7 protein-coding genes are annotated in these 13,002 nt (G+C 72.7%); 1 reads left to right on the forward strand and 6 read right to left on the reverse strand.

Annotated elements, in window-relative coordinates; translation table 11 throughout:
- Nucleotides 1-49 precede the first annotated feature (49 nt).
- Nucleotides 50-355 (forward strand): hypothetical protein, encoded by a 306-nt coding sequence (locus tag D7W82_RS23655; RefSeq protein ID WP_120620516.1) that lies wholly within the window; start codon nt 50-52, stop codon nt 353-355.
- A 59-nt stretch (nt 356-414) separates the two neighbouring features.
- Here the strand turns inward: D7W82_RS23655 and D7W82_RS23660 are convergent, their stop codons facing one another.
- The 6 genes from D7W82_RS23660 to D7W82_RS23685 all read right to left on the reverse strand — a co-directional run bounded on the left by D7W82_RS23660 (nt 415) and on the right by D7W82_RS23685 (nt 12,686).
- A complete protein-coding gene (locus tag D7W82_RS23660; RefSeq protein WP_120620517.1) occupies nt 415-3,741 on the reverse strand; it encodes a serine/threonine-protein kinase in 3,327 nt (1,108 codons plus the stop codon).
- A gap of 4 nt (nt 3,742-3,745) precedes the next feature.
- The gene (locus D7W82_RS23665; protein ID WP_233587896.1) at nt 3,746-4,570 is read right to left on the reverse strand and encodes a hypothetical protein; all 825 of its coding nucleotides are present in this window, start codon (nt 4,568-4,570) and stop codon (nt 3,746-3,748) included.
- Nucleotides 4,571-4,596: 26 nt separating this feature from the next.
- Entirely contained in the window at nt 4,597-7,206 is a 2,610-nt protein-coding gene (locus D7W82_RS23670) for a TonB-dependent siderophore receptor (RefSeq protein ID WP_120620519.1), read from the reverse strand.
- Between the two features lie 235 nt (nt 7,207-7,441).
- Entirely contained in the window at nt 7,442-8,368 is a 927-nt protein-coding gene (locus D7W82_RS23675; protein ID WP_233587897.1) for a PhnD/SsuA/transferrin family substrate-binding protein, read from the reverse strand.
- Complete coding sequence (locus D7W82_RS23680) at nt 8,365-10,878, reverse strand: tetratricopeptide repeat protein (protein WP_120620533.1); 2,514 nt, start codon at nt 10,876-10,878, stop codon at nt 8,365-8,367. The genes D7W82_RS23675 and D7W82_RS23680 overlap by 4 nt, the downstream gene beginning before the upstream one ends.
- 8 nt (nt 10,879-10,886) lie before the next feature.
- Nucleotides 10,887-12,686 carry a PP2C family protein-serine/threonine phosphatase gene (locus D7W82_RS23685; protein WP_120620520.1) on the reverse strand — a complete coding sequence of 600 codons (1,800 nt, stop codon included), beginning with the start codon at nt 12,684-12,686 and terminating at the stop codon, nt 10,887-10,889.
- Nucleotides 12,687-13,002 lie beyond the last annotated feature (316 nt).

Below are 13,002 nucleotides of genomic sequence, written 5' to 3' on the forward strand. Positions count from 1 at the left end.
TGTCGGACCCCTCCTCTACCTTCCTCGCAGGTGAGCAAGGAGGCTGCCCATGTTCGACGCCTGTGGAGGTTGTGAGCGCCGTGGCACCGCCGGAGAGGTGTTCGACTGGTGCGCGCACTGCGAATTGTCCCTGTGCCCCGGCTGCCTCCAGCGCGGCTGCTGCGGCAGCGTGCCCGCGGACTCCGGGCGGGGCGCCCCCAGGGAGCTGCCCGACCCGCCACCTCCCGAGCGCGAGGCCCTGCCGGAGGACTTCGGGGGGCGCTGCTGCACGCACGCCCGCGCGGTGGCGTGCTCCTGCGCCTTCCACTGGGTCTGCACGCGCCACGGCGACCTGCACGTGGGCACGCACGACTGAGACGGACCGGAGGGACGCTTTGTCAGCGGTGTCCTCCGGCCCGGGTCACTCCGTCCGGCTCAGGGTACGTCCAGCGCGACGCCCTGCCCCGGGACGGCCATCACCCAGCGGACGACGTCCGGCTTGCCGCCGCAGGTGACGCGCACCTCGAACTCGCGCCCCGCGGGCATCTGGCTGGACAGGGGCGTCTGGCCCTCCAGCACCTGCGAGCCCAGCGCCACGCGGCAGCCCTGGGCACCGGTGACGCTGAGCGTGCCCCGGGCATCCGCCTGGGGCGGGGCGTCCGCGAGCGTGCGCAGGTCGATGTGCTCCGACCGCGGCACCTTGCCGAAGCGGTGCAGCTTGCCGTCCACGGCCGTGGAGATGAGCCAGCCGGCGGTGCCCTCGGGCAGGCCCTGGCTCGCCTCCAGCCGGACGCCGGACACATAGACGCGCTCACCCTCCTGGGCGTTGCGCACCTCCACGCCGCCCTTGGGCAGCAGGAACACCAGCGCGAGCCCCGCGAGCACCAGGCCCACGCCGCCCACGATGAGCCCCTTGCGCTGGCCGGGCGTCATGCCCTTCCCCGCCGCTCCGGCGGCGGGCGCGGGAGCCGCGGGGGAGACCGCGTGGATGGGGGCCGGCGGCGCGGCCACGGGAGCCGCCGGAGGCCGCGCGGGAGGGGCCACGGGGGCCGTGACTGGCGGTGACGGCGGCGCGGCCACGTGCGGCGGCGGCGGCGGGGGGTGTCCCCCATAGGCCGCGTGGGTGCCCGTCGGCGGCGGCGCATGGTGACCCAGCGGCGGCTGCTGTGGGGCGCTTGCCTGCGGCGCGTGGGAGGCAGCGTATTGCGCGTGCGTCCCCCCATGCGACGGAGGGGGCAGCGGCGGGGCCGCGGTCAGGGGAGCGACGGAGGGCACCGACACCGACGGACGCGCGGGCCCCTGCGGCGGGGGCCCCACGCGCGTGGGCACGTTGGCGGACGCAGCGGGGCGCACCGCGGTGGGCGGCGGCAACGGCGACGTGGGCGAAGCCGCGGCCGGGCGCGACGGACGGGGCGCGGCCATGGGCGGTGCCACCGGAGGCGCGGTGGGCACCGGGGGCGCGTTGACGGAGACGACCTCGGTTCCGCGCTCGGCGGGCTCCGGGGGGGAGGCCACCGGGGGCGGCTCCATCCGGGGCATGCTGCCGGAACCGCCGCGCACGGGCGGACGGGACAGGTCCGACGGGGCCCGCATGTCGCTGCTCGAGCCCGTGCCCAGGTTGCGCGAGTGCGAGCCCGTCCCCGGCATCAGCGCCCGGGGGTTGGAGCCCGTCCCCGAGCCGGCGATGGACGACGGCGCGTACTCGGAGAGCCGGTCGCCCAGCGCCTCCTTGAAGAACTGCGCCACCGACGCGGGCGACGAGGACAGCCGGTGGTGCGCGATGACGGCTTCGATCTCCTCGCGCATCGCCGCCGCGGAGGGCGTGCGCCGCGCCGGGTCCTTCACCAGCGCGCGGAGGATCAGGTCCGACACGTCCTGCGGGATGTGGGGCCGCAGCTGCGAGGGCACCGGCGCGGGCTCGCGCACGATGGCCGCGAGCGTGGCCGCGTCATGGTCCCGGCGGAACGGCAGCTGGCCGGTGAGCAGCTCGAAGAGCACCACGCCCAGCGCGAACACGTCGTTGCGCCAGTCCAGCGGGCGGCCGCTGGCGGCCTCCGGGGAGAGGTACGAGATCTTCCCCTTGATGACGCCCGCCTGCGTGTGCTCCTCGCCCTGCACCTTGGCGATGCCGAAGTCCGACAGCTTGATGGCGCCGTCCAGCGACACCAGCACGTTGTGGGGGCTGACGTCGCGGTGCACCACCGGGTGCGCCGTGCCGGAAGGGTCCACGTAGCTGTGCGCGTAGTGCAGGCCCGCGGCCACCTCCGCCACGATGCGCAGCGCGTGCTCCAGCGGCAGCGCCATGCCCTTGCGGCGCAGCTCCGTGAGCAGGCGCTTCAGGTCCGGGCCGCGCACGTACTCCATCAGGATGTACGCCACGCCGTCCGTCACGCCCACGTCGAAGGTCTGCACGACGTTGGGGTGCGTGAGGCGCGCGTTGGCGCGGGCCTCCGCGAAGAGCATGTCGACGAACTCAGGATTCTCAGCGAACTGCGCGAGAATCTTCTTCATCACCACGAACTTCTCGAAGCCCTTCACGCCCTGCTGCTTGGCGAGGAACACCTCCGCCATGCCGCCCTGCCCCAGCCGGCGGATGATCTGCAGCCGGGCGCCGCTGGTGTGCGTGTCCGTGGCTGACGAGCCCCGGGCGCCGGGGTCCGTGTTGGTGGAGCCGAAGAGGTACTGGCTGAGCGCGCGCTGCTCCAGCGCCTCGATGTCCTCCAGCGGCTTGTCGGTGAGCGGCGTGCGCGCGAGCAGCCCCTGGAACTGCGCGAGCGCCGGAGCCCGGGCGCTGCCGCCGCAGACGGGGCACACGCGCTCCATGGTGCCCTTGGCGCGCAGCACCTCCAGGTACTCGGAGGTCTGGATGCGCTGGTGGGTGACCTGACCGCAGTTGCGGCAGTCACACGGCAGCCACAGCGTGGCCAGCTTCGCCGGCAGCGCCTTGGTGGACTTCGCCAGCACGGCCAGAAGCGGCGGCGGCACGCGGCAGAGCACCACCTGGGCGCCCTGCGACGCCACCTCCAGCACCTGTTCGATGCGCGGCAGCGCTTCCTGATCCACCACGCTCACGTGGCAGCAGTCGAACGCGACGCGCCCCTCCAGGCCGGACGCCAGCCGGCGCACGTTGAGGTCGGCCTTGAGCGTGCTGGCCAGGGTGATGAAGGTGATGTCGTCCTGGACGATCTTCAGGTGCGACGCGAGCTCGGACGGCTCCGAAGGGATGCCGGAGCGCAGGTAGCGCAGCACCGCCGGATCCACCGCGGAGAACTGCTGACGGCGCGCGAAGTCGAAGAACTCCGTGGGCTCGTCCGCGAACTCCAGCGGCTGGGCGCACACCGGACACTGGTGCGGCGGGGCCCCGCCCTGCTCCAGCACCTTCGCCTCCTCCACCAGGCGGACCAGCCGCAGCCGGTCCTCCTTGCAGAAGCGGCACGTGTACGGCGCCAACAGCGAGAGCACGCGCGCGACGCCCGCGAAGCCCTCCACCATGTTGAGCTGATCCACCACCACCGGCGGCGCGTTGACGACGTACAGCCCCGACACGCCCTGCGGCGGGTGGCCGGCGAATTCGATCCACCGGCGCACGCCGAAGGAGCTGATGCGCTCCACCAGGCCCAGGTCCACCACCACCAGGCCCTGGAGGCCCTTGGAGGCTGGCGAGAGGGGGAAGGTTTCGTCGATCACCCCGGCCACGCGCACGTGGGTCAGACTGCCCACGCGCAGGGAGGTGATGCTGGCATTGGAAGTTTGGCTCTCCACCCGCCTACCCTCGTTCCAGACTGAACAGCAGCGACTTGGGCTGCGCGGCCCGGCGGCGAGCGTCGCCCAGGTCCACCCCGCAGGCGAACTGCGTGCGCTTTCCCGGAGTCACCCGCACCGCCACCACGTCGCTGTGCTCCAGGATGCGCCGCAGACCCAGGCCCGCGCCACCACCCGAAGCATCCACCTGCGCCTTCTCACCCCACGCCTTGACCACCCGCACCAACGGTGACACCGACAGGCGGCCGAAGCGGTCCGTCGCCTCCAGCCACGCCCTGCCGTCCGCCACCGCCCAGGACACCAGGCAGCGATCCTCCTCCGCCACCGACTGCACCTGGCCGCGCCGGTGGGCGTACTTCGGCTCGCCGCTCCCGTCCACTGGCGCGTCGAGCAGGGCGTTCACGCCAATCTCATGGACGACATCCGCCACCCGGCTGGCCGCGCTCTTGGAGCCGCCAGCCTGGAGGACGGACTCGGCCGCGCGCTCGCCCAGGGCCGTCACCTCCGCCACGCTGCCCAGCCACGCCACGGACGTGGCGGCCTCCTTGGGGATCAGGGGCTCGCCGCGGAGCAGCGCGCTGAGCAGCCGCGCCTCCCAGGCGGACGGCTGGCCGCCCTCGCGGGTGGCCAGGAGCAGCGCCGGGGGATGGCGTTCCAGGAGCGCGGCGTGGGCGGGGGTGAACCGCCCGTCGAACAGCACCAGCTGCGGCGCCGCGTCGTCACCGCGCCCCAACAACAGGCCGTCCCGGGCCAGCACTCCGGAGGCCTTCTCCAGCGCCTCCGGCGTGAGCGTCGTGTCCGGCGTCAACTTCAGGGGAGCATCCTTCACGGCGGCGACGGTATCCAAACAGGGCCCTAATAATGGAGCCGGACTTCGGTGAAGACGCCCAGCGGCGGGGCGGGGAAGCCGTGGGACTCCTCGTACTTCGCGTTGAAGAGGTTGGTCCCCAACAGCGACACCGCCACGCGCTCGTGGACGTTGAAGCCCACACGCGCGGTCGCGGTGATGTAGCTGGGCAGCTTCACGCGGGTGGTGGTGCCGGCGTTCTCGTCCACCACGAAGCCCGGATCATACCGGGCGCCCACGAACAGGCCATAGAGCTCCACGAAGGCGAACTTGCCGATGTTGGTGCGGCCGCGCAGGTAGACGCGGTGGGTGGGCGCGTAGTCCAGCGGGTAGCCGGCCCCGCCGCCCACCGGCAGCGCCTGGGCGTCCAGGAACTGGTAGGCCACGTCGAAGGACGAGTTGATGGACGGCACCTGCGCCGCGGCTTCCGCCTCGAAGCCCGCCACGCGCGCGTCACCCAGGTTCTTGAACTGGGACGTGGAGCCGAAGAGGAGCTCCTGATTGATGAAGTTGCGGGCGCGGTTGTAGAAGCCCGTGCCCGTCAGGCGCACGCGGCGGTCCAGCGGCCAGAAGTCCACCGCCGCCTCCACCGTGTCCAGCGTCTCCGCGCGCAGGCCCGGGTTGCCCAAGAGCGTCGCGGCGTACATCTGCTGGTTGATGGCCAGCTCCGCCAGCGTGGGCGCGCGGAAGGCGCGGCCGTAGTTGGTGCGCAGCGTGAGCAGCTCCGGGATGGCGTGGAACACGACGCTGGCGCGCGGGGACACCTGGTCCGTCTTCGCCTCCCAGACCTTGGAGGGGATCTGGTAGTTGTCGTAGCGGGCGCCCGCGCCCACCACCAGCCGCTCCGTGATGCGGTACTCGGCGTCCACGAAGCCGCCCAGGATGGTCTGCTTCGTGTCGTCCAGGGTCAGGCCGGGCAGGATGTTCTGGTTGTTCACCTGGTCGGCCTTCACGTCGCCGCCGACGGTGACGGAGAGCTTGTCCAGGGAGAACAGCGCGCGCGCCTCACCGCCGATGCGGCTGCGCTTGCCCAGCGTGTCCTCCAGCGCGCCGGTGATTTCGTTCTCCAGCGTCACGTTGCGGCGCTTGAAGAAGGTGTAGGCCTGGGCGAACACGCGCACGTTGTCCGTCACCTGCTGATCCAGCTGCAGGGCGGCGTTCAGGTTCTGGACGTGCTCGTTGTCCTGCGCGGTGTAGTGGCAGCGGCCGCAGTTGCCCACGGTGGAGATGTTCTGACCGCCGGGCCGGCCGATGTTGCCGTCCGTGAAGTCCGCGTCCAGCGCGAGGGGGCCCACGCGGACCTTGCCGTTCACCTGGTGGACCAGCGAGTCCTCGTTGGTGTCCGTCTGGTTCAGCTGCGGGTTGTTGAAGAGCTGCGGGCCGTCCGAGCCGAAGCCGTAGTAGCCGAGCAGCGCCTCCACCGGGCCGCCGCGGCCGGCGACGTTGGTCTGCAGGCGCCAGGTCTTGTCCTGGCCCGCGAGGATGCGCGCGTCGGCGCCCACGTTCTGGCCCTTGGCGATGAGGTCCGCGGGCTGGCGCTCGATGATGTTGATGACGCCGCTGAAGGCGTTGGAGCCGTAGAGCGAGGAGCCCGGGCCGCGGATGACCTCCACCTGCTTCAGGTTGGTGAGCGGCGTCGTCTCATCCGCGTAGAACTGACCCGTCCACGGGTCCGTCAGCGGACGGCCGTCCTTGAGGAGCAGGAGGCGGTTGGACAGGTAGTTGGAGCCCAGGCCGCGCGCGCTCACCGCCGCCTTGCGCATGGAGCCCCGGCGGCACTCCATGCCGGGGAAGTACTGGATGGCCTCGCAGAGCGAGAACTGGCCGGTGCCTTCCAGCTCCTCCGCGGGAATCCAGGACACCGTGAGGGGCACGTCGGAGATGCGCTGGCTGCGCTTGGACGCCGTGGTGACCACGGCCTCGCTCAGCGCCATGTTGATGTTCTGCTCCAGGTCGTCGCCACCGCCCAGGTCCGGGCCGTCCAGGCCGGAGAGGCTGGAGGGCGGCGGCAGCGCGCGGTCCGAGGTGGGCTCCGTGAAGGGCGCGCGGTCCGGGACGTTGTCCGCCGTGCGCGGCTGCGACGACGGCAGCACCGCGCCGGTCCCCAGCGCCGGGGCGGGCGGCGGGTTGGACGGGATGTCCGACATCAGCGGCCCGTCATACGGCGACGGCGAGGCGGGCGAGGCCACGGGCAAAGGATCCGCGACGGACGGACCCGGGCCGGCCATGGGAGCGGGGGGCGCGGGCTGCGGCTCGGTGGCGAGCGCCGGCTCCTGCGGCGACACGGGCTCGTCCACGGGAACGGGCTCCACGTCCACCGGCGGGGGCGGCGCCTTCGCGCCCCGGCGCGTCTTCGCCGTGCGCGGAGGCTTCGTCCCCGGGGTGGCCTTGGCGCCCGGAGTGGCGGCCTTGGCGCCCGGCGTGGTGGCCGCGCGCTTGCGGGTGGCCTTGGTCCGCGTCTTGGGAGCGGGCTCCTGGGCCTCCTGGGCCTGGGCCGTCTCCACCGTGAAAAGGGCCAGCGCGCAGACCACCAGGGTGAGGCACGCGCGCGCGCCCAGCCGACCGGCAAACCCCTTCACCGCGTTGGTGCGCGATCCACCGTACTCAGTCGAGTCCATCGTTCTCAATTCCACGAGGGGGAAGCAGGGATGTCCGCGGTCGTTGCGCCGGAACCAGAGCCGGTGTGACTGGCAATCGTTCTCAGGGGCGAGTTTCCACCCCTGAACGGTGGCGTTCCGCTCGACTTCTCAAATTACCGCAATAACTCGCCTTAGGCCAAGTCGTGGCTGTCGATCCCGGTGAAACATGCGCACGGCGGCGGGGGCGCCGTGCGCGGATCAGCCCACGGCGCACTCAGTCATCGGGCTGTTCGGCGGAGACGGCCAGGTCGTCCGCGAACGGCGGCAGGGCAGGACCCAGCGACTCGGATTGGACGAGCACGGGCGTCTCCACCCGCAGGTCGGGGGTGTCCGCGAGGACGGGCTGGCGGCGCGGGGGGCCCTGGGTGACGAGCTTGCGGAAGTCCTCGAACTCGCGGCCCTGGATGCGGGCGAAGGCGTCGAACGGGGCGACCGCACCCACGGAGGACAGGGACTGGGACAACGCGTCTCTCCCGCCCTTCAGGTCCACCAGCACGGCGCCCGGCACCCGGCTGCTCTTGAAGAGCACCCGCATGTCCCTGGGCACGTGCGCCACCGGCACGAGCGCGGCCTCCGCGCCCCTGGCCTCCAGCATCTTCACCGCCGACTCCACGTTGGGCACCGGCACCAGCTTGAAGTGCTTCTGGGCATCCAGGTCGCCGCCCAGGACGACGTGGGTGACGAACTTGGGGTCCGCGGAGCCCGCGCCCTTGACCAGCGCCATGCGCTTGCCGGCGAGGTCCTTCACGGTGCCCTTCTGGAGGGAGATGATGGCCCAGCGCTGCTGCGTCTCACCGGCGCGCGGCGCGTACGCCACCGGCTCCGCCTTGGAGCCCAGCTGCACCGCGGCCCAGCCGTCCACCACGGCGAAGTCGATCTGCCCCTCCCCCACCGCCTTGGAGAAGTCCTCGTAGCGGCCGAAGCTCTTGGCGCCCACGGGGCGGCCCAGGCTGGCCTCCAGCTTCTGGGCGAGCGCCTCCGCGTACTGGAAGCGCTCCTGGCCGTCCGACAGCGTGGTGGCGAGGAACACGCCCAGCGTGGCCTTCTTCGGCGCGGCGGACGCGGGGCTGGCAACGGAAACGGCGAACAGCGCGGCGGCGAGCAGGAGGCTCCCCCGCGCGACAAGGGATGGCGTCTTCACGGCGTCTCCTCCGCGACCCCGGTGGCCGGCGTGACGCCCTGCGCGTCACCCAGTCCATAGAGGCCCTGCAGGCGGTCCTTCCATTCCCGCACCTGGGCGGCGCGGGGGCCCGCGCCGGAGGCCAGGTAGCGGCGCCAGGCGTCCACGGCCTCGGCGGGTTCATGCCGGCGCTCCTGCGCGTCGATGCCCAGGTTGAGCGACGCGACAGGCACGGCGGTCTCCAGGCGCTTCCATGCCGCGAGCGCCGAAGCGCTGTCGCCCTGGCGCCAGTCCACGCACGCCAGGTTGTGCTGCACCAGCGCGTCGTCCGGCGTCGCGGCGAGCGCGGCCTTCAGCGCCTTCTGCGACGCCTTCATGTTGCCGGAGGCGTACGCGAGCGCCGCCTCACGCCGCAGCAGCGCGCCGGTGAGGTTGCCCATCCACTTCGGCTGCCCGGGCATGGGCTTCTTCTGGGCGGCGGTGAGCAGCTTGCGCGAGGGCGCGACCTTGCCCTGGCGGTAGAGCACCCACGCGTCCGCGAGCGCGCGCGTGTTGGGCCACGCCCACTCCGGCGCGGGCGTGAGGGAGCGCTTGAGGCCCGCGGTGGCCTCCGCGAACCTCCCCTCCTCCGCGCGCGTGAGCGCCCGGGCGAAGGCGGCCAGCTTCGCCAGGTCCGCGCGCTTGCCGGTGCCCAGGCGGTCCACCGCGTCCAGGTCCCGGTTCGCCGCGGCCGCGTCGCCCGTCTCCAGCTTCGCCAGGGCGCGGCGCACCAGCACGCGGGGCAGGTTCGCCTCCGCCACCTTCGCGGCCGTCTTGGAGGGCCCCGCGTCCGTCAGCCGCTGCACGGCGGCGTCCACCTGGCCCAGCTCCACCTCCGCGAGCGCGGCGCCCGCGGACGCCTCCGCGCGCTGATCCGGCTCCTGGGTGGCCTCACCGGACTGGTTGAACGCGGCGAGCGCTCCTTGCGCGTCGCCACCGCCCAGGCGGGCGTAGCCCAGCAGCAGGTGCTCGCGCCAGGTCACGCCCGGCAGCGTCACCGCGCCCTCCAGCACCTTGCGGGCCTCCGCGAACTGGCGGCTGTCCAGGAGCGCCGCGCCCAGCCGGCGGGCCATGGGCACGGAGCGGTCCAGGTCATACGCGCGGCGCAGGTCGCGCACGGCGTCTTCCAGGCGCTGGGTGCCGGCGCGATCCCGCGCGCGGTGGGCCAGGGCCCGGGCCAGCCACTGCTTCGCGCCGGGGTGGCCGGGTTCGACCTGGAGCGCGCTGCCGTAGTCCTCGATGGCCTGATCCCACTGGCCGGTGGCGAAGTGATCCGCGCCCAGCAGCATGTGGCCCAGCGCCTGGCGCGGGGCCATCTCCACCACGCGCCGGTGCACCTCCACCGCGCGCTGGTAGCGGCCGGCGCGGCGGTTGACGGAGCCCAGCGTCGCCCACAGCTCCAGGCTGCCGCCGCCCGACTTCACGGCGGACTCCAGGAACTGGATGGCCTCTTCGTGGCGCGCCTGCGCCTGGAGCGCCTTGCCCACGGCGATCTGCCCCATCAGCAGGCCCGGCTGCAGCTCCAGCACCTTGCGGAACTCCGCCTCCGCCTGCGCGGGCTGCTTCTGCGCGAGCCGCACGTCACCCAGCAAGAGGTGCGCGGCGGGCGTGGAGCCCAGCTTCATCAAGGCGGTGGCCTGCAGGTCCGCGCGCGGCACGTCGCCGGCGGCCAGGTACAGGCGCGCGAGGCGCTCCTTCGGCTCCGCCACCTGCGGGAACTTCGTCACCAGCCGCTCCAGGAGCGCGCGGGACTCCGGCGCGTGGCCTTCCATCTCCAGCACGGCCGCGAGGCCGATCTGCGCGGTCGCCGACTCGGCCCGGCCGGCCTGCGCCTTCTCGAACGAGGCGCGCGCGGCACCAGCGTCCCGGCGGATGAGGTGCGCCTTGCCCAGGAGTTCGTGGATCTGGAAGTCGTTGCCCGCGAGCTTCTCCGGACGCAGCACCAGGTAGCGCTGCAGCCGCGTCACGGCCCGGTTCCCGTCCTGGACGTACAGGTAGTAGCTGGCCAGGTAGTAGTGGACGATGAGGTGGTCCGGCTGATCCGCGGCGGCCACCTGCTCCAGCACCGGCACCGCCTCCTGGAAGCGGCGCAGCTTGAAGTACGCGGTGCCCAGCGGGTACGCGAGCGACAGGTCCTGCGGGTTCTGCGCGAACACCGGCGCAAGGCGCGTGGCCGTGCGCTGGAAGTCCTGGAGCGCGTTGGCGGCGCTGCCCAGGCCCGCGGCGGCGAACACGGACTGCGGCTCCTGCGTGAGCGCCTGCTCGAAGAGCTGGAGCGCCTTGGTGAACTTCTCCTGCGCCTCCTTCTTGTCGCCCTTGGCGAGGGCGGCGTTGGCGGACACGAGGGTCTGCTCGCCCTGCTCCGTCATGCGCTGCGCCTCGGTGGCGGGCGGTGGGCGGAACTGGGCGAGCGCCGCCGGCGGGCCGGCCAGGGTGGCCAGCAGGGCGAGCGCGGTGCAGACGCGGCGCGGGGAACGGTTGAATGGGCGCATGCGGTTCGTCACGGAGAGGGGGCGGGGCTGAATTCGGCGACGATGACGGTGATGTCGTCGCGCTGGGGCTGGCCGGCGCTGTACGCGCGCACGTCCGCGAGGAGCGCGTCGCGAAGGGCATCGGCGGGGAGGTGGGCGTGGGTCTGGAGCGCGGCGGCCAGCCGCTGCGTCCCGTAGAGCCGGTTGGCGCCGTCGCGCGCCTCGGTGAGGCCGTCCGTGTACCAGACGATGATGTCGCCGGGGCTCAGCTGCGCCTGGCGCGACGTGAACTGCGACGCCACGTTCGCGCCCAGCAGCGGACCGCGCGCCGGCAGCGACGCCATCTGCCGCGTGTTCCGGTTGTAGATGGCCGCCGCCGGGTGGGCGCCCGCCGCGTAGTCGATGCTGCCGCTGTACACGTCGATGACCGCGAGCGCGCTGGACATCTGGTGCTCGCCGCGGCCCACGTTGGCCAGCGTCACGTTGAGCGCGGTGATCAGCATCTGCGCGTGCACCTGCGACGGCTCGCGCAGCGTCATGGCGGAGGCGAAGCCGCTGGTGGCGCTGGTGGCGACCAGCGACGTGGACAGACCGTGGCCCGTCACGTCTCCGATGCCAATCACCACGCGCCGATCATCCAGCGCGGCGCGGAACCACCAGTCGCCGCCGCACGCGTCCGCGGGCACCACCAGTCCGGCGAGCCGCAGCGGCCCCACCGTCACGGCCTCGCGGCCCGGCAGCAGCGTCTCCTGCACCGTGCGCGCGAGCGACACCTCGCGCTCCAGCTGCGCCTTGGCGCGGACGTCCTCCAGCAGGACCTTGATGCGCTCCGCCATGTGGTTGAACACCACGCCCAGCGTCGTCACCTCGCGGCCCGCGCCCGGCGCCGTGCCCGCGCGCGCGCCCAGGTCACCGGCGGCCAGCTGCATCACGCGGTGGGTGAGCACGCCCAGCGGCTTGGTGATGCGGCGGCTCTGGAACGCGGCCAGCACGCCGGCCAGCACCACGAAGCCCAGGCCCAGCCCCACGATGCGCAGCGTGTTGGCGCGCACGGAGGCGCGGTTGTTCTCCTCCAGCTCGTGCAGCTGCTTCTGCAGGTCCTCCAGCGAGTAGCTGATGACCACCACGCCCTTGCCGGACTGCGAGCCGTAGTCGAGCGGCTCCTGGAACTCGAAGACGGGCTGGCCGTTGAAGAAGGCGCTGGCCCAGCGGCGCTCCGCGGTGCGGCCTCCGGAGGACTCGCCCAGCCTGGCGGCCGGGTCGCTGTCCGCGACGAGCTGCCCGTCCGCGTCGAACATCTGCACGCGCAGGATGTTGTGGTTGTCCGCGATGATGGAGCGCGCCACCTCCGTGAGGAACGCGTAGTTGTTGTCACGCAGGCTGGTGGCGGAGGTGAGCGCCAGCGTGTGGCTCACTGTCTGGCCCAGCTCGCGCGCCTGGGACTGGAGCCGCTGCGTGAAGCGGTCCGACGTCGCGGTGAGCTGCGCCTCCGTCGTCTTCGCGGACAGCGCGGCCAGCAGGCCTACAATCACGATGACCAGCGCGCCCGTGGTGAGCAGCAGCAGCTGATCCAACCGCAGCCCGCGGATGGCCGCCACGTTGGGCAGCTCGCCGGCCTCCATGGGCGCGATGACCGTGCTCGTGGGCTCCGCGGCCGGCAGCCCCAGCGCACCGGTCAGCCGGGTGGCCGTGTTCTCGCCGCGCAGGGCGGTGAGCTCCCGGGAATGGGTGCCGGTGTACTCCGGAGGAGGAGGCGGGGTGCCGGGCGCCGCATCGGACGCATCAGGAGATTCGGGCACGGGGTCGAGGCGCGTGTTCGTACGGGACAAAGGCAGACCTGAGGGAGCCCGCGTCGGAAGTACGCGGTCGGGGCGGGGCGGACTCTATCTCACTTCCTGATTGACGCGAGGAGTCCACCTGTCGGGCGACTCCCTGGGGCCGCTCCCTCACCCGGTCCCCCAACAGCCGTGCGATCAGCCCGGACCCGGAGCGTCCGCTCCCCCTGGGAAGCAGCACGTCATGGGGGCATGGATGAGTTCCGCTCATTGCCGCGTCGCGCCACCCGGGGGCCGAACGGTGATGGCGAACACCCGTGACATCAGGGTCCTTGAGTCGCGAGGCCGCGTTCGGAGTATAGGGGCGTCC

It is taken from the genome of Corallococcus sp. CA049B, assembly GCF_003611685.1.
Lineage (GTDB): Bacteria > Myxococcota > Myxococcia > Myxococcales > Myxococcaceae > Corallococcus > Corallococcus coralloides.

Coding starts and splice junctions, on each gene's coding strand:
- D7W82_RS23655 (WP_120620516.1), top strand. CDS start 50: ATGTTCGACGCCTGTGGAGGTTGTGAGCGCCGTGGCACCGCCGGAGAG.
- D7W82_RS23670 (WP_120620519.1), bottom strand. CDS start 7,206: ATGGACTCGACTGAGTACGGTGGATCGCGCACCAACGCGGTGAAGGGG.
- D7W82_RS23680 (WP_120620533.1), bottom strand. CDS start 10,878: ATGCGCCCATTCAACCGTTCCCCGCGCCGCGTCTGCACCGCGCTCGCC.